The following is a 24,154-nucleotide window of genomic DNA, read 5'->3' on the forward strand; positions in this document are numbered from 1 at the left end:
GTGGAGCGGCGTCACGGAGGGTGAGAAGTGCCTGGTGCCCTGGTCGCCGCGTGGCTGGCGCTGGCGGGGGTGGTCACCGCGGTGTGGCCGCGGGTGGCGACCCAGCGCGCCCGGCGGGGCTGGATCCTGCTGCTCGCGCTGGTGTTCGCCCTGGTCCTGCAGCTCGTCGTGGCCACCGTGCCGGACGACGCGTTCGTCACCTTCCGCTACGCCCGCAACATGGCCGAGGGCTACGGCGCGGTCTACACGATCGGCGAGCGGACCCAGGGCGTGCCGAACTTCCTGTGGCTGGTGCTGGTCACGTTGCCGCGGGCGATGTTCGGCGCGGACATCGTCGGCGGCGCGGTCGGGCTCGGCATCGCGTGCGCGCTGGGCTGCGTGGTGCTGGCGTACCTGCTGGCGAAGCGGTTCGCCGGTGGGGCCGGGGTGGTCGCCGCGCTGCTGACCGCGGGCGCGAGCATCCTGGCCGCCCGCGGTCTGGCCGGCACCGAGACGGCGTTGTTCGTCCTGCTCGTGCTGGCCGTGTGCCTGGCACTGGTCACCGGCCACCCGCTGGTCGCCGGGGTGCTCGCCGCGCTGGCCGTGATGACCCGCTCCGACGGTGCGGTGCTCGCGTTGCTCGGCGAGGCCTGGCTGGTGACCGCCGCGGTGCGGCGCCGGTCGAGCTGGTGGGGCCCGGCCGGGTACCTGCTGGGCGCGCTGGTGTTCCTCGTGCCGTGGTGGGCGTGGGAGGCCACCTACTACGGGCACGCCAGGGCGGGGTGGCCCGCGTCGGCCCACCTGCCGTACGGGTTCCTGCTGTGCGCGCTGGCCGCGGTCGGGGCGGCGGTGGTGTCCGCCAGGCTGGGCGTGCGTCACGACCGCCCGTCGCCCCGGCCGCGCCGCAGCCTCGCTGAGCGGCGCGTCGTGCCGGTGGTCGCGCTCGCGCTGTGCGCGGTCAGCGTGCCGGTGGCGGTCGCGGCGCAGCAGGTGGTGCACCTCGACCGCGAGCGGCTCGCGCAGACCACGGAGATCGGCCGCTGGCTGGGTGACCGCCTGCCGGCCGGCTCGACCATCGACACGTTCGGCAGCGCCGCGCTGGCCTACCGCGCCGGCTCCCGGATGATGATCACCGGCATCACCGGCATCACCGCATCCGAGCCGGCGGACGCCTACGCCCCGGTCGCGATCTTCGGCCTGCCGGTGCTCGCCGCGCCGCTGGCCTGGTATTCACCGGAGCAGGACTGCGGGATAGCGGAGAAGTACGCGCAGCGCTACGAGGTGGCCACCTTCCAGCGCACCGGCCTGGGCTGGCTGACGTTGTACCTCCGCACCGACAGCGAGTCGCGCCTGCTGACCCAGCTGATGTCCGACCAGCGGCTGACCTACGTGCCCTGTCCCTAGAACCAGCGCTCCAGCACCTGCGCGACGCCGTCCTCGCTGTTCGGGCTCGTCACCTCGTCCGCCACGGCCAGGACCTCCGGGTGCGCGTTCGCCATCGCCACGCCGTGGCCGGCCCACTTCAGCATCTCCACGTCGTTGGGCATGTCCCCGAACGCGATGATCCGCTCGACCGGCACGTCGAACCGCTCGGCCACCTCGGCCAGCCCGGTCGCCTTCGTGATGCCGTGCGCGGCGATCTCGATCAGCCCGCCGCTGGCGGAGAACGTGATGTCCACCGACTCGTCGAGCACCGCCCCGGCCGCGCGCGCCATCTCGTCCGAGGTCATGTCCGGGTGGCTGACCAGCAGTTTCACCGCCGGCCGCCCGACGATCTCGGCGCGCGACACCGGCACGCCCTCACCGTCGCCCCACGGGTTGCGGTAGCCGTGCTCGATCACCAGGTGCTGCACGTCCGGGTCGAGCGCGCGCCGCCCGACCCGTTCGGCGGCGAACCCGGCGCCGGGCAGCGCCTTGGTCAGCTCGTCGACGGCGTCGTGGAGCATCATCGGCTCCAGCGCGCCGTGCACGCTGACCACCTCGTCGTTGCCGATGTCGTACAGCACGGCGCCGTTCGCGCACACCGCGTAACCGGTCAGGCCGCCGGCCTGCGCCACCGCCGGGATCCAGCGCGGCGGGCGGCCGGTGGCGAGCACGATCGGAACCCCCGCCTCGGCGGCGCGGCGCAGCACGGCGGCGGTGCGGGGGGACATCCGTTCCATCGGGTCGAGCAGGGTGCCGTCCACATCCGACGCGATCAGCAGGGGTTTCTCCACACCCCCATTGTCCCTTGGGGTGCGGGGCGACGGATTGTCGGTGCTGACCGATAGCGTGGGCCGGTGCGCGTTGGCATCGTGATTCTTCCCGAGGACCGGTGGTGGGCGGCCGAGCCGAAGTGGCGGGCCGCCGAGGAGTACGGCTTCGACCACGCCTGGACCTACGACCACCTCGGCTGGCGAACGCTGGTCGACGGCCCGTGGTTCTCCGCGGTGCCCACGCTGACCGCCGCGGCCATGGTCACCTCCACCATCCGCCTCGGCACGTTCGTCGCCTCGCCCAACTTCCGCCACCCGGTGCCGTTCGCCCGCGAGCTGATCACCCTCGACGACGTCTCCGACGGCCGTCTCGTCCTGGGCATCGGCGCGGGCGGCCTGGGCTACGACACCGGCGTGCTGGGCGAAGCGGAACTCACCCCGCGGCAGCGTTCCGACCGGTTCGCCGAGTTCGTCGAGGCCCTGGACGGCCTGCTCATCACCGACGGGTTCGACTACACCGGCACGTACTACGCCGCCCGCGGCGCGCGGAACCTGCCCGGTTGCGTCCAGCGGCCGCGCATTCCGTTCCTGATCGCGGCCAACGGGCCGCGCGCGATGAAGGTTGCCGCAACTTACGGTGGCGGCTGGGTGACGACCGGCCCCCGGGCCGAGACGCTCGACGAGTGGTGGCGCGGCGTGACCGAGCTGTCGCGGCGCTTCGACCAGGTGCTGGCCGACTCCGGCCGGGCCGGCGAGGACGTGCACCGCTACCTCAGCCTGGACGCCGCGCCGGTGTTCTCCCTGGTCAGCGCACAGGCGTTCACCGACGCGGCCGGCCGCGCCGCCGAGCTGGGTTTCACCGACGTCGTCGTGCACTGGCCGCGTTCGTCCGGCCCGTACGCCGGGCGCGAGTCGGTGCTCGAGGAAGTGGTCGCCGACGTGCTGCCGGGCCTGCGCGAGGCGCAATAGTGAATGTGGGTGCGGTCGCCCTCAGTAGCGTCGGTACCCTCGCTTCCCGTGAGCGAGCACACGAGCAACACTGACGTCACCGACGCCGATTTCGCCGGGTACGACCTGGTCGTCGTCGGCTCCGGCTTCTTCGGGCTGACGGTCGCCGAGCGGGCGGCGAGCCAGCTGGGCAAGCGCGTGCTCGTGCTGGAACGGCGCTCCCACCTGGGGGGCAACGCCTACTCCGAGGCCGAGCCGGAGACCGGGATCGAGGTGCACCGCTACGGCGCGCACCTGTTCCACACCTCGAACAAGCGGGTCTGGGACTACGTCAACCAGTTCACCGAGTTCACGAACTACCAGCACCGGGTGTTCGGCAAGTACCAGGGCCAGGTCTACCCGCTGCCGATGAACCTCGCGTTGATCAACCAGTTCTTCGGCAAGTCGCACACGCCGGACGAGGCTCGTGAGCTGATCGCCAAGCAGGCCAGCGAGATCGACACCGCCAACGCGCAGAACTTCGAAGAGAAGGCCATCTCGCTCATCGGCCGCCCCCTGTACGAGGCGTTCTTCCGCGGTTACACGGCGAAGCAGTGGCAGACCGACCCGAAGGAGCTGCCCGCGGCCAACATCACCCGGCTGCCGGTGCGCTACACCTTCGACAACCGGTACTTCAACGACACCTACGAGGGCCTGCCGGTCGACGGCTACACCGCGTGGCTGGAGCGGATGGCCGACCACGAGCTGATCGAGGTCCGCCTGAACACCGACTACTTCGACGTCCGCGAGCACATCCCGGCGGGCACGCCGACCGTCTACACCGGCCCGCTCGACCACTACTTCGGCTACTCCGAGGGCCGCCTGGGCTGGCGCACGCTGGACTTCGAGCAGGAGGTCGTCCCCACCGGGGACTACCAGGGCACCTCGGTCATGAACTACAACGACGAGGACGTCCCGTTCACGCGGATCCACGAGTTCCGCCACTTCCACCCGGAGCGGGACTACCCGAAGGACAAGACGGTCATCGTCCGCGAGTACTCGCGTTTCGCCAACGAGGACGACGAGCCGTACTACCCGATCAACACCCCGGACGACCGCGCGAAGCTCGAGCGTTACCGCGAGCTGGCGAAGGCCGAGGCGCGCGAGCGCAACGTGCTGTTCGGCGGCCGCCTGGGCACCTACAAGTACCTGGACATGCACATGGCCATCGGTTCGGCGCTGTCGGTGTTCGACAACAAGATCGCCCCGCACCTGACCGACGGCGCCCCCCTGGACGGGAGCATCGATGCTTGAGAAGAAGCCGGAGCGCGCCGCCGAGATCCAGGTGCTCGCCAAGGTCCAGGGCGTGCTCAAGCGCCCGGCGACCGTGAAGGCCGCGCGTGGCCTGTCCCACTTCGGTGAGCACGCGATCGGGTGGTTCGCCGCCGGTCTCGTGGGCGCGGCGGTGGACCGCGAGCGCCGCAAGGACTGGCTGGTCGCGGCCGCCGGTGTGGTCGGCGCGCACGGCGCGTCGATCGCGGTGAAGCGCGTGGTCCGGCGGCCCCGCCCGCAGGACCCGAGCGTCGAGGTCCTGGTGGGCACGCCGAGCCGGCTGAGCTTCCCGTCCTCGCACGCCACGTCCACTACGGCGGCGGCGGTGCTCTACTCGGGATTGACCGGGCGTAACCTGGTTCCCGCGCTCGTCCCGCCGATGTTGGCGTCCCGGCTCGTGTTGGGGGTCCACTACCCGACCGATGTGCTCGCCGGCGCCGCGCTCGGTGGTGTGGTCGGAGGTCTGCTGCGCAGGAAAATCCGCAAAAAGGGGTAGGGAACCACCCGTGACCAAATCAGTGAACAACGCCGCGGAAGCCGAGATCGTGGACGAAACCAGCGAAACGGCCGAAGCGAAGACGGTGGAGACGGCGGAGCCGGCTCCGGCGGTCAAGCGCGGCCCGGTGCACATGGTCGTCGGCGTCGCCAAGACCGCGCGGCCGAAGCAGTGGGCGAAGAACGTCCTGGTCTTCGTCGCGCCGTTCACCGCGGCCCAGATCACCAACGGCTCGGTGCTGCTCGACGCGGTCATCGCGTTCGTGGCGTTCAGCCTGGTCGCGTCGTCGGTGTACCTGATCAACGACGCGGTCGACGTGGAGGCCGACAAGGCGCACCCGACGAAGCGGAACCGGCCGATCGCGGCCGGGATCGTGCCGGTGCCGGTCGCGTACGCGGCCGCGGTGCTGTTCTTCGGCGCGGGCCTGGCGCTGTCGTTCCTGGCGAGCCCGGAACTGGCCATCGTGCTGGGGGTGTACGAGGCGGTCCAGCTGGGCTACTGCTTCGGTCTCAAGCACCAGCCGGTGATCGACCTGGCGATCGTCGGATCGGGCTTCCTGATGCGCTCGATCGCCGGTGGTGTGGCCGCGGGCATCGCGCTGTCGCAGTGGTTCCTGCTGGTCACCGCGTTCGGTTCGCTGTTCATGGTGGCGGGCAAGCGGTACGCCGAGATCATGCTCTTCGAGCGCACCGGGGCGAAGATCCGCTCGTCGCTGAAGAAGTACTCGGCCAGCTACCTGCGTTTCGTGTGGGCGACCGCCGCGGCGATCCTGATCATGTCGTACTCGCTGTGGGCGTTCGAGCTGCGTGAGGGCGCCGACCAGTCGGTGTGGCCGGTCATCTCCATGGTGCCGTTCGTGATCGCCGTGCTGCGGTACGCGGTCGACGTGGACGGCGGCACCGCGGGCGCGCCCGACGAGATCGTGCTCAAGGACCGCATCCTGCAGGTCCTGGGCGTGCTGTGGGTCGCCACCCTCGGGATGACGTTCTACCTGTGACGACCACGTTGGCCCGGCCCGGCGGCGGCACGTCGATCGAACCCGCACCCCACCGCCCGTTGACCCGGCTCGGACTCGGCCGCACCCTGGCCGAGCTCGTGCTGGGCACGGTCGCGGCGGTCGTGCTCAGCCTGGTGCTCCAGTTCGGCTCGAACAAGCTGGGTGTCGACCCGGGCACGTACGTGCCGGACGCGCTGGTCAACCTGGCCGTCGCGGTGATCGTCGTCGTGTTGTTCGGGTCGCTGGTCTACAGCGGCGCGGCCCGCTGGCCGTTGTGGGTGCGCCTGGGCGGCAGCTGGGCGGCGCTGACCGCGCTGTCCACCCTGCTGCTGGCGATCCCGCTGCAGGGCACCCGGTTCTTCCTCGGCGGCTCCAGCGTGGACAACACGTTCCGCCTGCAGTACATGGAGCGCTTGACCGACACGGCCGGGCTGGCCGACGTGAACTACCACGGCCTGGCCGCCTACTACCCGGGCGGCTGGTTCTGGCTGGGCGGGCGCTTCGCGAACCTGCTCGGCCTGGAGGGCTGGGCCGCCTACAAGCCGTACTCCATCACCTGGGCCGCGGTGTCCGGGGTGGTCGCGTTCGTGCTGTGGAGCCTGGTCGCGCGGCGCCGGATGGCGCTGCTGGCGTCGGTCGCCACGGTGCTGGCCGGGTTCGTCGCGCTCGGCCCCGAGGAGCCCTACGCCTGGCCGACCACCGCCTGGCTGCCGCCGATCATGCTGCTGGCCTGGCACGCGCTGCGCTCCCGTGAGCGGGTACCGGCCTGGACGCTCGTGCTGATCGGCGTCTACCTGGGCTTCTCTGCGGTCACCTACACGCTGCACGTCGCGTTCGGCGTGCTGGCCGTGGTGGTGCTGGCGCTGGCCGTGCTCGCGCTGGACGTCCGCGCGGGCCAGCCGGTCGGGCCGGTGCTCAAGCGACTGCTGCTGCGCCTGGTCGTCGTCGGCGTGATCACCGCGATGCTGGCCCTGATCACCTGGGGTCCGTTCATCCTGGCCGGCGGGCTGGGCAAGCCGAACGTCGCCGCGCACTTCCTGCCGGAGATCAGCGCCTACTTCCCGATGCCGTTCACCTCGGCGAGCGCGTTCGGCCTGCTGTGCCTGGCCGGGCTGGTCTGGCTGGTGCTGCGCGCGCGCCGCGACCCGGTGGCGTTCGTGATGCTCGTGCTGACCGCGCTGGTCTACGTCTGGTTCGCGTTGTCGAACCTCGCGCTGCTGGTCCGCACCACGCTGCTGTCGTTCCGGTTCATCGTGACCATCGACGTGGTCCTCGCGGTCGCCGGGGTGTTCGCGCTGGCCGAACTGGTGCGGGTGCTGCCGAAGCTGATCGGCCGGGTCCGCCCGGTGCGGACGGTGGCGTTCGTGCTGGCCGTGCTCGGCGCGGTTTCGGTGTCCCAGACGGTCGTCGGCACGTCCATGAAGGACGCGGTGGACACCGCCGAGTCCGACTACTACCCGGACGGCTGGACCGCCAGCTTCGGGCACGACCCGAAGCACGACGGGTACTGGACGCCCGAGCTGATCAGCACCATCGCCGAGCTGACCGGACGCCCGGCGAGCGGCAACATCGTCTTCTCGGCGCACGACCGGCTGCTGTCGTTCCAGCCCTACTGGGGCTTCCAGCAGACCACGCCGCACTACGCGAACCCGCTGGCCGGCTACACGCAGCGCAACGAGGAGATCCGGTCCTGGGCGACCGCCCGGGACTCGGCCGACCTGCTCGCGCGGCTGCGGGCGAACCCGCACGAGGCGCCCAACGTCTTCGTGCTGCGCCGCGCCGACGACGGGAAACTGCTCGCGCCGGTCGTGTCCGACACGTTCCCGCGCGCCGTGCCGATCCGCGTGGACGAGGTCGAATTCGCGCCGGAACTGTTCACCGCGTCCGAGTTCGCCCGCCGCGATGTCGGACCGTTCGCGGTGATCGTGGACTCATCTGCGCCACCGATTAGCTGAATGTGTGAGTTTCTCGTAAACTGCTCCGCACACACCAGTTGGCCGAAAACGCAGAGGGGGCACCGGCGTGACCTACCCCCTGTACCGCACCGGCACGATCGCCGTCGTGGACGGCGTGTCCTACCCGGTTTCGTATGCGGCGGGCGAAAACTACGTGCACTTCCCGCAGGTGAGCGACGCGAGACCGGCGCCGTTCCCGCGCCAGGAACTCGCCGGCGCGGTTCCGGTGGAGATGTGTGAACGCGTTTTCTCGGTGCAGGTCTACGCCAGCTACCGGGACCACCGCGTGATGGTCGACGCGGCATTCGACAACGGCACCGCGCGCGTGCTGGATGCCGAATGGGATAACGAATGGGCCACGATCAACGGTTTCGTGCAGGAGAACTCCTACGAGTACTACAAGACCGTCGACATGCGTGATCTCCGCGACTACGCGGAACGGCAGAACGACCTGTTGTTCACGCGGTGGCGCGCGGCGCGGTTCGCGCGGCCGGTCGAGGGGATCCCGCTGCACGGCGGCTGGCCCAACGGCCAGGCGGCGGTCGTCGCGGGCCGCCCGCGGTCCGGGGTGCTGGAGACCGAGGGCGGCCGGGTCGCCGAGGTGAGCACGCGCGCGGAGTACCTCGGCTACTCCTGCGAGGTGGCCGGGATCACTATGGACGGTTCGGTCGGCGTCCACTACCTGGGCAGCGATTTCGAGCGCGCCGACGCGGACGGGTTCCGCCCCGGCCCGGACGGCCGCTGGTCCAAGACGGTGCACATCTTCGACCTGGCGCGTTACCACGAGCTGCACCGGGACCTGCTGTTCGACCAGTGGCGCGAGTCGCGGGATAGCCTGGCCCGATGAGGCAACCACGGAACCCGGGCCGGGCGTGTGCGTGAAGTGACACGAGTTCTGGACCGTTCGGACGAGGTCGACCGCACCACTCACCGGCCCCGCCGCGTACCGCCCGGTGATCGTGCCTTCTGGCTCACCGGAGCGCTGGCCGCGCTGGTCGGCGTCGTGTTCGTCGCGAGTGGCCTGGCCTGGAACCAGGGCAAGCTGATCGCGCCGCTCGACGACGTCTACATCCACCTGCAGTACGGGCGTCAGCTGGGCCTGGGGCACTTCTTCCAGTTCAACACCGGCGACGAGATCAGCGCCGGGGCCAGCAGCCTGCTGTACGCGCTGGTGCTCGGCGCCGCGTACGCGGTGGGGGTCCACGGCACGTACTTCCTGGCGTTCGCGGTCGGCTTCGGCATCCTGTGCTTCGCGGTGGCGGCCGGGCTGGTGACCGTGCTGGGCACGAAGCTGGTGGCGCGTTCGGTCGGTGTGTGGTCGGGTGTCCTGGTCGCGCTGAGCGGCCCGCTGGCGTGGGGTTCGGCCAGCGGCATGGAGGTCGGCCTGGTCATGCTGCTGGTGGTCGCGACGCTGCTGGCGTTCGTGACCGAGCAGCCGTGGGCGCGGTTCCGGTGGACGCCGGTGCTGGGCGGCCTGCTGGCGCTCGTGCGCACCGAGGGCCTGATCCTGGCCGTGGCGCTCGCGTTCGCGGCACTGTGGACGGTGTGGGCGCACCGGCACATGACGCGTCCGCGCCGGACGGTGCTGCGGGCGCTGTGGACACTGCTGCCGATCGCGGTCGGCGCGGCCCAGCTGCTGTTCTACAAGATCGCGACCGGCACCGCGTCGGCGAACGGCATCCAGTCGAAGTCGTTCCTGCACGACCGGCCGGTGTTCTGGCTCGGCGAGTTCACCGACCGCACGATGGCGAACGTGCGCGGGTTCCTGAGCATCTTCCTGGGGTTCGACGGGCAGGACTTCGCGTTCCCGGGCGCGCTACTGGTGTTCGCGGCGGGGATGGTCTACGTGTTCCTGACCCGGCCGGCGTGGCGGCCGATGCTGTACGCGCTGGCGGCCGGCCTGGTGCTGATCCTGGTTTCGGTGTCCACTTTGAACACCGCGCTGGTGCACGAGCTGCGGTACGTGCAGCCGTTCATGCCGGTGTTCGTCCTGTTCGTGGTGATCGGCGTGTACGGGCTGAGCCGGATCGCCGCACGCGAGCGGGCCCGGCGCATCTCGCTGCACGGCGCGCTGGTGGTGGTGCTGGTGCTGTCGCTGGCGACGCTGCCGAGCTGGTCGGTCCGCTTCGGGCGGGCGACGGCGGCGATCCGCGACACCGACGTGTCGGTGGCGCAGTGGGTGCGCGGTAACCTGCCGCCGGAGGCGATCGTCGCGGTGAAGGACGTCGGCGCGGTCGCGTACTTCAGTGAGCACCGGGTGCTGGACCTGATCGGGTTGGGCACCAACGGGTTCGCGGCACCGTCGAACAACGGCACGGGCTCGCTGTACGAGGCGCTGAAGCACCTGCCCGCGGCGGAGCGGCCGGCCTACTTCGCGGTGTACGACCCGGCCCCGGGGCCGTCGATGGAGCTGCTGAAGAACGTCGGGGTGCTGCGGACGCCGGTGGAGATGAGCTTCGAGGTGCAGGCGCAGCCGGACCTCGGCGGGCGCTTGATCGTGCCGTTCCGGTGGCTGAACGTCTACGAGGCGGACTGGTCGCTGGCCGGCAGCGGTGACGAGCAGGCGGTGCCCGGTGAGCTGCGGGACTACGTGAACGTGGGCGACCTGCGCAGCGAGGGCGAGCACGGGTACGAGCCGGTGCTGGCCCAGGTGGGCACGCAGCCGTGGACGACGCTGGCCCGGGTCGGCGACGTGATCGACAGCGCCCGCCCCATCGTGGGCGGCGAGGCGTTCACGGCGCACAACCTGGTCCCCGGCCGCCCCCTGACGATCACCTCCCGCACCGCGATGCACGGCACGGTGTTCGACATGCGGGTGCTGGTCAACGGCGTGGAGGCGGGCGTGTGGACCCGCGACGAGCGGGACGGCGTGTGGTCGACGTACAGCTTCACGATCCCCGCGGAGCTGATCACGGACCCGTCGGCGCACATCGAGATCCAGCAGCCGCGCCCGCTGCTGAACCCGTACCCGGACTACACGTCGTACGGGTACTGGCTGAGCCAATAGAACCCCGGCCAGCGCGAGCGCACGCATCACCGGCCTGGGCGCCGGGTGCCCGCCCAGGCCGACCCTGAACGCGGCAACGCCCCGGGGGCCATCGCGGCGCCCGGGGCGTTGCCGTGGGAAACGATCAGATCGGCAGCTTGCGGAAGATCGGCCGCGGCACGTGCCGCAGGATCGACATCACCGCGCGGAACTGCGCGGGCGCCCACACCAGGTCCTTGCCCTTGCGCGCCGCGTCCACGGCGATTTCGGCGACCTGCTCGGCGGTCTGCTCCAGCGGCGCCTTGCCCAGGCCCTCGGTCATCTTCGTCTTGACCTGGCCCGGCCGCACGACCGTCACCTTGACCCCGAACGGCGCCAGCGCCTCGCCCAGGCCCAGGTAGAACCCGTCGAACCCGGCCTTGGTCGAGCCGTACACGAAGTTCGACCGCCGCACGCGCTCACCGGCCACAGAGGACAGTGCGATCACCGAGCCGTGGCCCTGCTTCTTCAGCTTGTCCGCCAGCGCCACGCCGACCGACACCGCCGCCGTGTAGTTCACCGTCGCCAGCTCGACCGCGGTGGCGTGGTTCTGCCACGCCTCCTCGTTGTCGCCGAGCAGGCCGAACGCCACCACGGCCACGTCGATGTCCCCGGCCGAGAACGCCTGGTCCAGCACCGCCGGGTGGGACGCGGTGTCCTTCGCGTCGAAGTCCACTTCGGACACCGTGGCGCCGGCCGCGCGCAGCTTCTCCGCGGCCAGCTTGCGCCGCTCGGACGCCCGCGCCGCGAGCACGACACGCAGTTCGGGCGCGTCCGCGAGGTACTTCTGCGCGATGGCCAGCGCGATGTCCGAGGTGCCGCCGAGCAGCAGCAGGGACTGGGGGTTGCCAACAGCGTCGATCACAGTTCAAGCCTCCGGCTCATGTCGGACGCGAACACGCCCTCGGGGTCGACCGACTGGCGGATCTTGCGCCACTCCTCCAGCCGGGGGTACATCTTCGCGAAGGTCTCCGGCGTGGTGCGCGAGTCCTTCGCCGTGTACAGCCGGCCACCGGCCGCCAGGACGTCTTCGTCGAGTTCGGTGCAGAAGCGGCCCAGGCCGTCCTTGATCGGGAAGTCCACGGACAGCATCCAGCCCGGCGACGGCCAGGACAGCGGCGCCCGGTTGCCCTCGCCCATCCGCTTGAACACGTTCAGGAACGAGTAGTGCCCGGACCCGGCGATCTTGCGGCACAGCTCCTTCAGCTCGTTCTCCCGGCCGAACGGCACGGAGAACTGGTACTGCAGGAAACCCTTGGAGCCGTAGGCGCGGTTCCACTCGCTGAGCATGTCCAGCGGGTGGTAGAACTGCGTCAGGTTCTGGATCTTGCCGCGCGCGCCCTTCTTCGGCACCGTGCGCTGCCAGATGTTGTTCAGCATCCCGAAGGTGAGCTTGTTGCCCAGGCCGTTGGGGAAGACGTCGGGCAGCGTCATCAGCTGCGGCGCGTCGAACTTCAGCGGATCGGCCCGCAGCTTCGGCGGCAGCTGGTCCAGCTTGGCCAGCGAGCCGCGGGAGAACGTGGCCCGGCCGAGACGGCTGTCGGAGTTGATGAGGTCCGGCACCGACATCGAGTAGTCGTAGTTGAGGTCGGAGCCGTTGCTGAACAGCTCCAGCGTCTCGTCCAGGCTCGACGTGCGGTCGGCGTCGACGATGAAGTAGGCGCTCTCGGTCTTCTTCATCCGGATCTTCGCGCGCACGATGATGCCGGTCAGGCCGATGCCCGCGACCGTCGCCCAGAACAGCTCCGACTCGGGGCCCTCCGGGGTCAGCGTGCGGATCCGGCCGTCCGCGGTGACCAGGTCCATCGACAGCACGTGGTTGCCGAAGCTGCCCGCGCTGTGGTGGTTCTTGCCGTGGATGTCGTTGGCGATCGCGCCACCGATGGTCACCTGGCGCGTTCCGGGCAGCACCGGGACCCACAGGCCGTGCGGCAGCGCGGCCTTCATCAGCTGGTCGAGGCTCACCCCGGCGTCCAGGTCGACCTCGCCGGTGTCCGGGTCGATCGAGTGGATCGTGTTCAGGGCGGTCATGTCGATGACGAGTCCACCGGCGTTCTGCGCCGGGTCCCCGTAGGAGCGGCCGAGCCCGCGGGCGATCACGCCGCGCTCGCCGGCCTGCGCCACCGCGCGGGCGATCGTCTCCACGTCCGGTGTGGTCAGCACGTCTGCGACGGTCGGGGCGGTGCGACCCCACCCGGTGAGTGTCCGCCGCTCGGTATGCGGTGTCGTGTTCACCCGGACCAGGGTAACCATCCCCGAGGGGCGGCTTTGACCGAGGCGCTTCTACACTTTTCCGGTCCTGGAAATCGCACGCTGGTGAGGTAGTGCAGTGGTGTCTACGGAACCGCAGGAGCAGGCAGTGACCGCGAAGGCGACGCCGGGCCTGCTCGGCCAGTTGGTGCGATTCGCGCTGATCGGCGGATTTTGCGCGGTGCTCGATCTCGGTACCTACACCGGGTTGCGAGCGCTGGGTCTCGATTACGCTCCGTGGGACACGGTCGCCCGCGCGATCAGTTTCATCATCGGTACGACGACCGCATTTTTCCTTAACCGGAAGTTCACGTTCTCCGGCGGCCGCAAGGGCGGCAAGGGGCAGATCGGCAGCTTCGTCCTGCTGTACGGCGTCACATTCTTCGTCGCGGTCGGCGTGAACGCGCTGATGCTGCACGTGCTCGGCGAGTTCGCGTTCAAGCCGACCGTCGCGTGGGTGATCTCGCAGGGCACCGCGACCGCCATCAACTTCGTGATGCTCAAGTGGGTTGTGTTCCGGGAACCGGGTGTGACCGATGTTTCGCCGGAGTCCGGCTCGTGATTCGTTCACAGGTGACCCGTGTAACTTGGCGGTCGCGAGTCGGATTCCCCTGGAGGACTGAGAACTGATGGCCGGCAAGACTGCCGCGGGACAGCCTGCCCCCGCTGAGGCGAAGACCAACGGAGCCCAGGCGGCGCAGGACCAGACCACGTTCGCCGAACACGTTCCGCAGGGCCGCCTGACCGCGCAGCGCGGGCTCTACGCCGGGCCGTCGCCCATCGTGTCCAAGGACCTCTACTCCGAGGTGCTCGAGGGCGTGGTGAACCGCGGCCGCGACGGCGTGACGCTGGAGCCGTCGGCGCGCGTGTCCGGCAACACCTACTTCGGCCGGTTCCCGGCCAGCTACTGGCAGCGCTGGACGAAGGTGCGCCAGGTCCGCGTCGAGGCCGTCGTGAGCGGCGCCGGCCAGCTCGCGGTGCGCGCGTCCGACATCGAGGGCGAGCCGCGCACGATCGAGGCGCGCGAGGTCGAGGGGGCCGACCAGGCGTCGGTCGAGTTCGACGTGAAGATCGACAAGTTCTACGACGGCGGCGCGCTGTGGCTGGACCTGGAGACCCAGGCGGGGCAGCGGCTGACCGTCGAGCGGGTGCGGTGGACCGTCGAGCCACCGGAGAAGATCCGGCCGACCGCGGTGACCATCTGCACGATGAACCGCGCCGACGACTGCCTGAAGAACCTGCGGGCGCTGGCCGGTGACCTGCAGTCGCTGGACACGCTGGACGCGATCTACGTCGCCGACCAGGGCACCGACCGGGTGGACTCGCGGGACGGGTTCGCGCAGGTCGCGGCCGATCTGGGCGACAAGCTGCACTACATCACCCAGCCGAACCTGGGCGGCGCGGGCGGCTTCACCCGCGGTCTGTACGAGGTGGCCGGGCACACCGAGACCGAGCACGCGAACGTCCTGTTCATGGACGACGACGTGCTGCTGGAGCCGGACCTGGTGGTCCGGATGACGGCGTTTTCGAACCTGGCCGCGAACCCGGTCATCGTCGGCGGGCAGATGCTGAACCTGCTGCACCCGCACCAGCTGCACGTGGGAGCGGAGTACGCGCGGCTGAACACGCTGGAGCCGGGTGTGCCGGTGGAGCACAGCCTGCACACGGCGGACCTGCTGGGCGTGGACGAGGAGACCGGCAAGCCGAACCGCCAGGACCGGCGCCTGGACGCGGGGTACAACGGCTGGTGGTCGTGCCTGATCCCGTACGAGGTGGTCAAGGCCGTCAGGTACCCGATGCCGTTCTTCTTCCAGTGGGACGACGCGGAGTACAGCTACCGCGCGCGGGCGCACGGCTTCCCGACGGTCACGCTGCCCGGCGCCGGCGTCTGGCACGCCGACTTCCACTGGAAGGACTGGGACGAGTGGCACCGGTACTTCAACCTGCGCAACTCGATCATCACCGCGGCGCTGCACAGTGATTTCAACCTGAACGTGGTGTGCCGGACGCTGATGGCGCAGGTGGTGCGGTACCTGCTGGGGATGCAGTACGGGCTGACGCACACGCTGATCAAGGCGGTCGAGGACTTCCTGGAGGGCCCGTCGATCCTGGAGGACGGCGGTGTCGCCGCGATGCAGGAGATCCGGGCGATCCGGGCCCAGTACCCGGAGACGAAGCGCCACGACGCGACGGAGGTCCCCGGCATCGCGTCGAACGACATCGGAATCATCAACACCGCGCCGCGGCCCGCGCTGCAGCGGCTGATCCTGGTGAAGCGAATCGTCGACCGGCTGCGCGGCCGCTCCCGTTTCGCGCTGGGAGCCGTGCCCAACGACGAGGCCCACTGGTGGCACGTGGCGCTCTTCGACACGGCGGTCGTGACCGACGCGTCCCAGGAGGGCGTCCGGGTGCGCAAGTACGACCGGGAACGGATGTTCGAGCTGGGCAAGCGCGCGGTGAAGACCCTGAACCGGCTGCGCAAGGAGGGCCACGCGGTGCAGGCGCAGTACAAGCGCGCCCTGCCGCAACTGACCAGCCGCGAGAACTGGAAGCGCCTGTACCGGCTCTGAGGCTTCGTGGTTTCGAGCCGGCCCTGCTGCTTCGGCGGCAGGGCCGGTTTTTCGTCGAGTTGGCGACCGGCCTGGGTGGCGTTCACCAACCGTCCTGGGCGTGGCCGCTGTCCCAACGATGGCTGGCGGTGCCGAGCAGCCTCGTCACGAGGGTGATCCGCCAGGCATGAGCCACGCAGGCGGCCATCCCCGGGGAACCGCCGCTCCGCGTGGGGGCCGCCGCCCGGCCTGGGCCGTTGCCCGAGGCGACCACCCGGGCGAACCCTCGCGCGAGCCGGGCCGCCGCCCGCGCGGGATCGTTGCCCGGCCGGCCGCCCGGGGCGAATCGCCGCTCGAACCGGGACCGCCGCTCAAGGCCGGACTGCCGGTCGGGCGCTGGTCGGTCGGCTCAGTGCAACCCGAACACCTTGTTCTTCCGCTGCAGATCGTCGATGTAGGCCACGGCCACGTGCGCGAAGTTCACGGTGACCCGGGAGCCTTCCTTCGTCCGCACGGTCTGCACCGAGCCGTGTTCCAGGTGCAGGTGCAGGTCCTTTTCCAGCTCGTCGACGTCCTCGGGCGGCAGGGCGAACAGCAGCGGCTCGCCACCGGTCGCGAGGTGCAGGACGAGCGCGGGTTTCTCATCGGCCATGCACCCAGCACACCAGCCACCGATCTTGCCGGCAACGAAGTTCGCCGACAGCGCAAGCGCTCAGTAGCGGAAGAACCGCTCCCGCTGTCCCTGCCGCACCAGCTTCAGCCACTGCACGAACCCGGCGGGATCCCGCTTCACGCCCACGAAGTACAACCCGAACCGCAGGATCTCCAGTGCCCCGATCTTCCGCATGCCGGGCTGGGACAGCAGGTACCCGCGGTTGCGGTAGGTGTAGTAGCGCTTGACCTCGTTCTCCGGGTCCTGCGCGTGGAACCGCCCGCCGAGCATCGGCTTGAACTCGTCCGAGCCGTCCGGGTGCAGGTACGACACGCGCAGCGACGTGCCGAACGGCAGACCGGAGCGGACCAGCCGCCGGTGCACCTCGACCTCGTCGCCGCGCACGAACAGCCGCAGGTCCGGCACGCCGACCACATCCAAAGTGGACGCCCGGAACAACGCACCGTTGAACAGCGACGCGATTCCGGGCAGGAAGTCGGTGCCCAGCTCGGCCGAGGAGCGCTTCCACGTCAGCCCGCGCCGCAGCGGGAACGCCAGCTTCTCCGGCGCGTTGATGTTCGTGACCATCGGCGAAACCTCGGCCAGCCCGCGCTTCTCGGCCTCCTCCAGGAGCACCGCCAGCACCGTCTCGTCCGCCGGGCGGCCGTCGTCGTCGGCCAGCCACACCCAGTCGGCGCCCAGCGCGAGCGCGTGCAGCATCCCGAGCGCGAACCCGCCCGCGCCACCGAGGTTGTGGTGCGACGGCAGGTACGTGTACTGCCCCGGGAACGACTCCACGACGTCGCGCGCCGACTGGTCGGGACCGTTGTCCACGACCACCAGGTGGTCCACCGGCCGGGTCTGCGCGGCGATGATCTTCAACGAGTCCGCGAGCAGCTCACGGCGGTGCCGCGTGACGACCACCGCCGCCACGCCGCCCGGTCGCATCGGAGCCTGCTCCGGACCGCTCATGTCACTCCCCGCCCTGTACCGCCGGCGCGGCGTCGATCCGCTGCGCGGCTTCCGCGCTGATGTTCTCGAACGGGTCCCGGCCCTTGTACGCGGTGAGCACTTCGCGCAGGCCGCCCCGCATCTTCATCCGGCCCTCGTCCATCCAGATGGCCGTCGTGCACAGCTCCAAGAGTAGGTCGTCGGCGTGCGAGGCGAAGACCAACATGCCGGAGCGGTTCACCAGATCCACCAGCCGGTCCCGCGCCTTGTTGAGGAACGCCGCGTCGACCGCGCCGATGCCCTCGTCCAGGATCAGGATCTCCGGGTCGATCGTGGTCACCACGCCCAGCGCGAGCCGCACCCGCATACCGGTCGAGTAGGTGCGCAGCGGCATCTGCAGGTAGTCGCCCAGCTCGGTGAACTCGGCGATGTCGTCGACCCGCTTCTCCATCTGCTTGCGCGTCATGCCGAGGAACAGGCCGCGGATCATGATGTTCTCGTAGCCGGAGATCTCCGGGTCCATGCCGACACCCAGGTCGAACACCGGCGCGACCTTGCCCTCGACCCGCGCGAGACCGCGGGTGGGCTCGTAGATGCCCGACAGCAGCCGCAGCAGGGTCGACTTGCCGGCGCCGTTGTGGCCGACCAGCCCGACGCGGTCGCCCTCGCGCAGCGACAGGGTGATGTCCTGCAGCGCCTCGATGATCGGCACCTTCGATTCGGTGCCGATCTTGCCGCCGACCTTGCCGAGGACCTTCTTCTTCAGCGAGCGCGTCTTGGCGTCGAAGATCGGGAAGTCGACGTACGCGTTCTGCACATCAATGCTGACCATTGGTCGTTCTCACACCCAGTAGGAGACGCGGGACCGGTAGTTGCGCATGGCGACGAGCGCGAGCAGCCAGCCCACGATCGTGATGCCACCCACGGCGACCCAGCTCCACGGGCTGACGGCCTGCCCGATCAGCGGCGCGCGCAGGATCTGGACGAAGTGGTAGATGGGGTTGAGGTGGATGATCGGCTCGGCCCAGCTGACGCCCTCGCGCTGGCCGCTCTTGAGCTGGTCGATCGGCCACACGATCGGGGTCAGGTAGAACAGCAGCTGGATCAGCGAGTTGATCACCTGCGGGATGTCCCGGTAGCGGGTGGAGATGATGCCCAGCAGCAGCGTGACCCAGACGCCGTTGAACGCCAGCAGGAAGAACGCCGGGATCGCGGTGAGCGTGTACCAGCCCAGGCCGGGGTGGCAGATGTTGTCCGGCGTGCACAACCCGTTCTGCGACAGCGCGTAGTCCTGGTTCAGGCTGCCGAAGAAGATGCCGACCACGACCACGATGACGATCAGGTTGTGCGCGAACATCAGCGTCTGCCGCCACACCGTGCGCAGCGCGTAGACGGTCAACGGCGCGCGGATCTGCTTGATCAGGCCCTCGTTGGCGATGAAGGTCTCCATGCCCTCGGTCAGGCAGCCGCTGATGAAGGCCCAGACGATGAAACCCGCGCTGATGTAGGGCAGGAACGTCTGGATGTGCATGTTGAACAGCTGCGAGTACAGCAGGCCGAGGCCGAGCGCGATGACGCCCTGGCTGATGGTGATCCAGAACGGCCCGATCACCGACCGGCGGTAGCGCTGCTTGATGTCCTGCCAGCCGAGGTGGCTCCACAGTTCGCGCTGGCGGAGGCCTTCCTTGATGTCGCCGAACGCGCGCCCGAACGTGCGGCTGTCCGACAACGGCGGAAGCTCAGCCGCGCGGGCGAGATCGTCGCTGGTCTGCTGGACCGTGCTGGTGGCTTGCACGGGACCTAGCGTAGCGAGCGGGACACACGCACTCCGGGCAGGGCGGAGACGTCCGGTTTGGCTGATCATCGCCGGAAATCACGCTGTGCAACCGCGCGTGACGGCAGCGTGCACAGGATCGTCACGTACCCTCGCCCCCGTGCCTGAGACCCCGAAGACCCGCGTGCTGGCGGTCGTCCCGGCCAGGGGCGGCTCCAAGGGCGTACCGGGCAAGAACCTCGCGCAGGTCGGCGACGCCCCGCTGATCGCCAGGGCGATCCGGTCGCTGGCCGCCGCGGCCCGCGTCGACCAGGTCGTGGTGAGCACGGACAGTGGCGACATCAGCGCCGTCGCCAGGGCCGGTGGCGCCACGGTCCTGCCCCGCCCGCCGGAGCTGTCCGGCGACTCGGTCAGCTCCGAGGCCGTCCTCCGCCACGTGCTGGACGAGATGCGCGACACGGCCGACGGCGAACCGGACGTGGTGCTGCTGGTGCAGTGCACCTCGCCGTTCATCGCGCCGGAGACCGTGGACAACGTGATCTCGCTGATCGTCGACGGCGGCTGGGACTGCGCGTTCACCGCGGTGCGGGTGCACGAGTTCCTGTGGCGCCGGGACACCACGGGCGGCGCGCTGGCGGTCAACCACGACGCCTCGTTCCGGCCGCGACGGCAGGACCGCGAGCCGGAGTACCGCGAGACCGGTGCCGTCTACGGCATGCGCGTGCCCGGCTTCCGCACCGCCGGCCACCGTTTCTTCGGCCGGATCGGCCTGGTGGAGACCCCCGCCGAGCACGCCGTGGAGATCGACACCCCGGAGGACCTGGCGATCGCCCGCGCGCTGGCCGCCGTCATCGACCCGCCGCCGCACACCGGCATCGACGTGGACGCCGTGGTCACCGACTTCGACGGGGTGCACACCGACGACACCGCGATCGTCCTGCAGGACGGCAGCGAGGGGGTCGTGGTCAGCCGTTCCGACGGGGCGGGCGCGGCGCGGCTCAAGGCGGCCGGGATCCCGCTGATGATCCTGTCGGTCGAGCAGAACCCGGTGGTCGCCGCGCGGGCCCGCAAGCTCGGCGCGGCGGTGCTGCACGGGGTGGGGGACAAGGCCGCCGTGCTCAAGACCTGGCTCGCCGAGCAGCGGCTCGACCCGGCGCGCGTCGCCTACGTCGGCAACGACCTGCGCGACCTGGAGTGCATGGCCCTGGTGGGCTGGCCGGTCGCGGTCGCCGACGCGCTGCCGGAGGTCCGCCGCGCCGCCCTGCTCGTGCTGACCCGGCCGGGAGGCGCGGGTGCGGTGCGCGAGCTGACCGACCTGGTCCTGGACGCCGTCGAACGGAGGAACAACCGGTGAGTGCCGTGCGGATCGGGGACCGCGAGGTCGGTCCCGGCCGGCCCGTCTACACGGTCGCGGAGATCGGGATCAACCACAACGGCGACGTGGACATCGCCAAGCGGCTGATCGAGATCGCGGCGCGGGTGGGCGCGGACGCGGTGAAGTTCCAGAAGCGGACCCCGGAGATCGCGACCCCGCCGGACATGCGCGACACGCGCCGCGAGACGCCGTGGGGCGAGATGACCTACCTCGACTACCGGCACCGGGTCGAGTTCGGGCTCGACGAGTACCAGGAGATCGACCGGTACTGCGCCGAGCAGGGCATCGCCTGGTTCGCCTCGCCGTGGGACGTGCCGAGCGTGGACTTCCTGGAGAAGTTCGACGTGGTGTGCCACAAGGTCGCGTCCGCCTCGGTGACCGACCGCGAGCTGCTCACCGCGCTGCGCGACACCGGCCGCCCGGTGATCCTGTCCACCGGCATGTCCACGATGGCCGAGATCGACGCGGCGGTCGAGCTGCTGGGCACCGACCGGCTGGTGCTGCTGCACGCCACCTCGACCTACCCGTGCCCGCCGGAGGAGGCGAACCTGCGCACGATCCACACGCTCGCCGAGCGCTTCGGCGTGCCGGTGGGCTACTCCGGGCACGAGCGCGGCCTGCAGGTCTCGATCGCCGCCGTCGCGCTGGGGGCGTGCGTGGTGGAGCGGCACGTGACGCTGGACCGCACGATGTGGGGATCGGATCAGGCCGCCTCGCTGGAGCCGGACGGGCTGCGCCGGCTGGTGCGGGACATCCGGGCCGTGGAAACCGCCCTCGGCGACGGGGTCAAGCGGGTCTTCCCAGGTGAAGAGGCTCCGCGTCGCCGACTCCGGCGAACGTAGCTAGAGTCGTCGCCTCGACGACGAAGGGTGATTGCCGTGTACCTCGCCGAGACCGTCTCCGAGACGGCCGCGGTCGGGACGGAGCGGGACACGCTCCGCGACCTGCTGACCGCCTACGGCCGCGGCGGGCGCGTGGAAACCCTGACCGTGGTCGGGAACGCGCCGATGCCGCCGTCGCGGGAGCGGGCCGCGTCGATCGACGACAGCGACCTGGTCGTGCGGATGACCACGTTCGCGCTCGACGAGCCCGGGGGCGAGCCGGGCTACGGGCGCCGGACCGACGTCGTGGTGCTGCACCGGGGCGTCGTGGCCAGCCCGCACACCTTCGCCGACTACACCTCGCGCCTGTACCTGCTGGCCGAGCCGGGGCGGATGCACTGGGAGCCGGCGAACATCCCGGACTGGTGGCCGGCCGACCTGGGCTTCGTGCCGATCCCGAACCGCCCCTACGTGGTGCCGCTGAGCCGGGCTCTCGGGCTGGACACCGCGTCGGCGACCTGGGCGACCACCGGCACGCTGACCGCGTACCTGGCCGTGACCCTGTTCCCCGCGGCGAAGATCCGGCTGGCCGGGTTCTCGATCGTCGACGAGCCGGAGCAGACTTCGTTCGCCCACGCCTGGGGCGAGGACGTGAAGGTGACCGGGGACCACCGGTTGCACGCCGAATCCGCGTTGCTGCGCTCGTGGCGCGACGCGGGCCGAATCGAGGTGGTGCCGTGAACGCCGCGAAGAAACTGGTCAAGGCCGCCGGCTTCCCGGTGTGGAAGCGGCTGCGGTGGCGGATCGAGCAGGTCACCGACGAGCGGTTCGGGCCGCGGCTCGACCACCTGCACGCGGAGCTGGACGGGCTGCGCGGCGAGCTGCGTGAGCTGCGGGACGGGGTGACCGGCCGCTGCGACGAGCTGGCCGGCCACCACCGCTGGCACGACGACGAGCTGCGCCGCCTGGCCGCGCACGTGGCCGGGCTGGACAGCAGGCTGGCCGGGCTGGAGCGCCCGGTCACCGACGGCAGCGCGCCGGTCTCGGCGGTCGAGGAGGTCCGCGCCGAGCACGCGCGCGTCCGGGCGCGGCTGTCCGCGGTGGCCAGGTACGAGGAGCGGCTGGCGCGGCTCGAGGAGGCGCTGTCGGTGCGCGTCGAGAGAGCGGGCGAGTAGATGACGGCCACCCATCCCGTCCGCGAACGGGCACGTCGCAAACCGATCCGGGGATGGGTGTGGGCGGCGGTCGCGGCGCTGCCGGTGGCGCTGACCGCCTCCTGGATCGGGCTCGGCCACGACGTCCGCTACGTGCTGGGCGGGTTGGACGTCAGCCCGTTCGGCGCGACCGGGACGTTCGTGCACCGGCCGCTGGCCTACCGCTGGTTGGCCGAGGGACTGAGCGTGTTCGACGTCGGTTCGGTCGGCGTCGGTGAGGGGCTGATCCGGCTGGTCGCGCTGGCCTTCGTCGCCGGTGCGGCCTGGTGGCTGCGGGCCGGGCTGCGGCAGCGGCTGCCGTCGGGGGAGGCGTCCGCGGTGGCCGCGGCGGTCGGGCTGGCCCTGGCGCTGGCGCCGAACTGGGACTTCCTGCAGCCGGAGTGGGTCGCGGCCCTGTTCGGCGTGGCCGCGATCGGGGCCGCGCTGCGGACGTCCAGCGTGCTCGGCGGGCTGCTGCTGGCGCTGGCGGTGCTGGTCAAGTACACGACCCTGCCGACCGCGTTGATCGCGCTCGGCGTGATCGCCGTGCTGGACCGGCGGCGCGCCCTGGTCGCCGGGGTCACCGCCGTGGTGTCCGGGTTCGCGTTGTTCGGGCTGAGCCTGCTCGCGCCGCGCGAATGGCGCTGGCTGCGCGAGGCGTGGCTGCTCGACGAGGGTGCGGTCCGGGACTTCGGCGCGGTGGTGAAGTTCGCGGCCAACGAAGCCATGCTCGTGCCGCTGGTCGCGCTGCTGCCGGCGAGCCTGGTGGTGCTGGTGCGGGTGTCGCGGCGGCGGTGGGCCTGGCCGGTCCTCACGGTGCTCGCGCTGGCCCTCGTGCTGGGCGCGGCGGTGATCCAGGGGCAGTGGTTCCAGTACCACCTGGCCGCGTGGGTCCCGTTGGCCGCCGGGTTGTGGGCGCTGGCCGCGGCGCGCTGGACGCTGGTGCACGGGCGGCCGCCGTGGACGCTGGTCGGGGCGACGGTCGTGGTCCTGTTCGCCGCGCGGGTGTGCCTGGGCGCGTCGTTCGACTGGCGCTCCGGCCACGGCGCGCTCGCGTACGGGCTGCTCGCCGGCCTGGTGGTCGTGGCGATGCTGGCCTGCGCGGTCGAGCCCGGCCGCGGCGGGCGGCAGCTGCTGTCGGTGCCGGTGCTGGTCGGGGTGCTCGCGCTGACGGTGCCCATCCTGCCGACGACGCCGTACTCGTTCGACGGCGTCCACGCCGACTACACCAACGCCGGCCGGGTGGCGATCGAGCACAAGTTCACCGAGGAGATGCTGGCCGTCCGGGACCGCATCGGCGCCGACACCCCGGTGGTCTACCTGGCCTTCGGCGACATCGCCTACTTCATGGGCAACCCGACGCCGTGCCGCTACCCGTCGCCGGCCTACCTGCGGCGCGGCACGTACCTGCCGTCGCTGCGGGCCACGGCGAGCTACGCGGAGAACGCCGCCTGCCTGTCCGATCCGTCCGTGGCGTACGTCGTGATCCAGCCGCTGTGGATCGACGCCGCTGAGCTGCCACCGGGCCTGATCGACACCCGGTTCGACTGCTCACGGCCCCTCACGAACGACGACGTGGTGGTCTGCCCCCGCGCCCGCTGACGCGAGTCCCACGCTCCCGCGCGCGAGTCCCACGCTCAGCGCGCCGAGTTCTGCGTTCCGGCGCGCGAGTCCCACACTCGC

At 70.7% G+C, this 24,154-nt stretch carries 22 protein-coding genes; 15 read left to right on the forward strand and 7 right to left on the reverse strand.

The annotated features are described in order from the left end of the window. Positions 1 to 27 precede the first annotated feature (27 nt). Entirely contained in the window at positions 28 to 1,383 is a 1,356-nt protein-coding gene (locus tag D0D15_RS01605; protein WP_115944176.1) for a glycosyltransferase family protein, read from the forward strand. On the opposite strand, the gene D0D15_RS01610 is transcribed toward D0D15_RS01605, so the two are convergent. Next, positions 1,380 to 2,195, reverse strand: a complete 816-nt coding sequence (locus D0D15_RS01610) for an HAD family hydrolase (RefSeq protein ID WP_094003548.1) — start codon at positions 2,193 to 2,195, stop codon at positions 1,380 to 1,382. The genes D0D15_RS01605 and D0D15_RS01610 overlap by 4 nt on opposite strands. 63 nt (positions 2,196 to 2,258) lie before the next feature. Between D0D15_RS01610 and D0D15_RS01615 the strand changes: the two genes are divergently transcribed. The 7 genes from D0D15_RS01615 (at position 2,259) to D0D15_RS01645 (ending at position 10,888) form a co-directional block, all read left to right on the forward strand. Next, positions 2,259 to 3,143 carry an LLM class flavin-dependent oxidoreductase gene (locus D0D15_RS01615; protein WP_094003549.1) on the forward strand — a complete coding sequence of 295 codons (885 nt, stop codon included), beginning with the start codon at positions 2,259 to 2,261 and terminating at the stop codon, positions 3,141 to 3,143. Between the two features lie 3 nt (positions 3,144 to 3,146). Beyond that, positions 3,147 to 4,415, forward strand: coding sequence for a UDP-galactopyranose mutase (glf, locus tag D0D15_RS01620; protein ID WP_094003550.1), 1,269 nt, complete (start codon positions 3,147 to 3,149; stop codon positions 4,413 to 4,415). Then, complete coding sequence (locus tag D0D15_RS01625) at positions 4,408 to 4,929, forward strand: phosphatase PAP2 family protein (RefSeq protein WP_094003551.1); 522 nt, start codon at positions 4,408 to 4,410, stop codon at positions 4,927 to 4,929. The genes glf and D0D15_RS01625 overlap by 8 nt, the downstream gene beginning before the upstream one ends. Positions 4,930 to 4,939: 10 nt before the next feature. Continuing rightward, entirely contained in the window at positions 4,940 to 5,926 is a 987-nt protein-coding gene (locus D0D15_RS01630; protein WP_369806746.1) for a decaprenyl-phosphate phosphoribosyltransferase, read from the forward strand. After that, positions 5,923 to 7,881, forward strand: coding sequence for an arabinofuranosyltransferase (locus tag D0D15_RS01635; RefSeq protein WP_115944177.1), 1,959 nt, complete (start codon positions 5,923 to 5,925; stop codon positions 7,879 to 7,881). The genes D0D15_RS01630 and D0D15_RS01635 overlap by 4 nt, the downstream gene beginning before the upstream one ends. A gap of 67 nt (positions 7,882 to 7,948) precedes the next feature. Continuing rightward, positions 7,949 to 8,728: a hypothetical protein gene (locus tag D0D15_RS01640; protein WP_094003553.1), complete on the forward strand. Its 780-nt coding sequence runs from the start codon at positions 7,949 to 7,951 to the stop codon at positions 8,726 to 8,728. Between the two features lie 36 nt (positions 8,729 to 8,764). Next, entirely contained in the window at positions 8,765 to 10,888 is a 2,124-nt protein-coding gene (locus tag D0D15_RS01645; RefSeq protein WP_094003554.1) for a hypothetical protein, read from the forward strand. A 124-nt stretch (positions 10,889 to 11,012) separates the two neighbouring features. On the opposite strand, the gene dprE2 is transcribed toward D0D15_RS01645, so the two are convergent. Beyond that, entirely contained in the window at positions 11,013 to 11,771 is a 759-nt protein-coding gene (dprE2, locus tag D0D15_RS01650; protein ID WP_094003555.1) for a decaprenylphospho-beta-D-erythro-pentofuranosid-2-ulose 2-reductase, read from the reverse strand. After that, a complete protein-coding gene (gene dprE1, locus D0D15_RS01655; RefSeq protein WP_094003556.1) occupies positions 11,768 to 13,159 on the reverse strand; it encodes a decaprenylphosphoryl-beta-D-ribose oxidase in 1,392 nt (463 codons plus the stop codon). The genes dprE2 and dprE1 overlap by 4 nt, the downstream gene beginning before the upstream one ends. Before the next feature lie 76 nt (positions 13,160 to 13,235). Between dprE1 and D0D15_RS01660 the strand changes: the two genes are divergently transcribed. Both D0D15_RS01660 and D0D15_RS01665 read left to right on the forward strand, forming a co-directional pair. Then, on the forward strand, positions 13,236 to 13,718 hold the full coding sequence (locus D0D15_RS01660; protein ID WP_167481436.1) for a GtrA family protein: 483 nt from the start codon (positions 13,236 to 13,238) through the stop codon (positions 13,716 to 13,718). Positions 13,719 to 13,785: 67 nt separating this feature from the next. Further along, positions 13,786 to 15,726, forward strand: coding sequence for a glycosyltransferase (locus D0D15_RS01665; RefSeq protein ID WP_094003558.1), 1,941 nt, complete (start codon positions 13,786 to 13,788; stop codon positions 15,724 to 15,726). A 388-nt stretch (positions 15,727 to 16,114) separates the two neighbouring features. Here the strand turns inward: D0D15_RS01665 and D0D15_RS01670 are convergent, their stop codons facing one another. The 4 genes from D0D15_RS01670 to wzm are packed head-to-tail and all read right to left on the reverse strand — an operon-like array spanning position 16,115 to position 19,103. Then, positions 16,115 to 16,357 carry a hypothetical protein gene (locus D0D15_RS01670; RefSeq protein WP_094003559.1) on the reverse strand — a complete coding sequence of 81 codons (243 nt, stop codon included), beginning with the start codon at positions 16,355 to 16,357 and terminating at the stop codon, positions 16,115 to 16,117. Between the two features lie 60 nt (positions 16,358 to 16,417). After that, complete coding sequence (gene glfT1 / locus D0D15_RS01675; protein WP_094003560.1) at positions 16,418 to 17,329, reverse strand: galactofuranosyltransferase GlfT1; 912 nt, start codon at positions 17,327 to 17,329, stop codon at positions 16,418 to 16,420. 1 nt (position 17,330) lies between these two features. Further along, positions 17,331 to 18,140: a galactan export ABC transporter ATP-binding subunit Wzt/RfbE gene (gene wzt, locus D0D15_RS01680; RefSeq protein WP_094003561.1), complete on the reverse strand. Its 810-nt coding sequence runs from the start codon at positions 18,138 to 18,140 to the stop codon at positions 17,331 to 17,333. 9 nt (positions 18,141 to 18,149) lie between these two features. Further along, positions 18,150 to 19,103: a galactan export ABC transporter permease subunit Wzm/RfbD gene (wzm, locus tag D0D15_RS01685; protein WP_115944178.1), complete on the reverse strand. Its 954-nt coding sequence runs from the start codon at positions 19,101 to 19,103 to the stop codon at positions 18,150 to 18,152. A gap of 139 nt (positions 19,104 to 19,242) precedes the next feature. On the opposite strand from wzm, the gene D0D15_RS01690 reads away from it, so the two are divergent. The 5 genes from D0D15_RS01690 to D0D15_RS01710 are packed head-to-tail and all read left to right on the forward strand — an operon-like array spanning position 19,243 to position 24,073. Then, positions 19,243 to 20,436: an acylneuraminate cytidylyltransferase gene (locus D0D15_RS01690; protein ID WP_244214926.1), complete on the forward strand. Its 1,194-nt coding sequence runs from the start codon at positions 19,243 to 19,245 to the stop codon at positions 20,434 to 20,436. Beyond that, positions 20,433 to 21,299: an N-acetylneuraminate synthase family protein gene (locus tag D0D15_RS01695; protein ID WP_094003574.1), complete on the forward strand. Its 867-nt coding sequence runs from the start codon at positions 20,433 to 20,435 to the stop codon at positions 21,297 to 21,299. Before D0D15_RS01690 ends, D0D15_RS01695 begins: the two co-directional genes overlap by 4 nt. 36 nt (positions 21,300 to 21,335) lie before the next feature. Beyond that, a complete protein-coding gene (locus D0D15_RS01700) occupies positions 21,336 to 22,019 on the forward strand; it encodes a hypothetical protein (RefSeq protein WP_233157061.1) in 684 nt (227 codons plus the stop codon). After that, positions 22,016 to 22,453, forward strand: a complete 438-nt coding sequence (locus D0D15_RS01705; RefSeq protein WP_094003575.1) for a hypothetical protein — start codon at positions 22,016 to 22,018, stop codon at positions 22,451 to 22,453. The genes D0D15_RS01700 and D0D15_RS01705 overlap by 4 nt, the downstream gene beginning before the upstream one ends. Next, on the forward strand, positions 22,454 to 24,073 hold the full coding sequence (locus tag D0D15_RS01710; protein WP_143266137.1) for a hypothetical protein: 1,620 nt from the start codon (positions 22,454 to 22,456) through the stop codon (positions 24,071 to 24,073). It begins immediately after the preceding gene. Positions 24,074 to 24,154: the final 81 nt, after the last annotated feature.

This window comes from Amycolatopsis thermalba, from assembly GCF_003385215.1.
Classification (GTDB): domain Bacteria; phylum Actinomycetota; class Actinomycetes; order Mycobacteriales; family Pseudonocardiaceae; genus Amycolatopsis_E; species Amycolatopsis_E thermalba.

Coding starts and splice junctions, on each gene's coding strand:
- glfT1 (WP_094003560.1), bottom strand. CDS start 17,329: ATGAGCGGTCCGGAGCAGGCTCCGATGCGACCGGGCGGCGTGGCGGCG.
- glf (WP_094003550.1), top strand. CDS start 3,147: ATGTGGGTGCGGTCGCCCTCAGTAGCGTCGGTACCCTCGCTTCCCGTG.
- wzt (WP_094003561.1), bottom strand. CDS start 18,140: ATGGTCAGCATTGATGTGCAGAACGCGTACGTCGACTTCCCGATCTTC.
- D0D15_RS01710 (WP_143266137.1), top strand. CDS start 22,454: ATGACGGCCACCCATCCCGTCCGCGAACGGGCACGTCGCAAACCGATC.
- D0D15_RS01665 (WP_094003558.1), top strand. CDS start 13,786: ATGGCCGGCAAGACTGCCGCGGGACAGCCTGCCCCCGCTGAGGCGAAG.
- D0D15_RS01670 (WP_094003559.1), bottom strand. CDS start 16,357: ATGGCCGATGAGAAACCCGCGCTCGTCCTGCACCTCGCGACCGGTGGC.
- D0D15_RS01625 (WP_094003551.1), top strand. CDS start 4,408: ATGCTTGAGAAGAAGCCGGAGCGCGCCGCCGAGATCCAGGTGCTCGCC.
- dprE1 (WP_094003556.1), bottom strand. CDS start 13,159: ATGGTTACCCTGGTCCGGGTGAACACGACACCGCATACCGAGCGGCGG.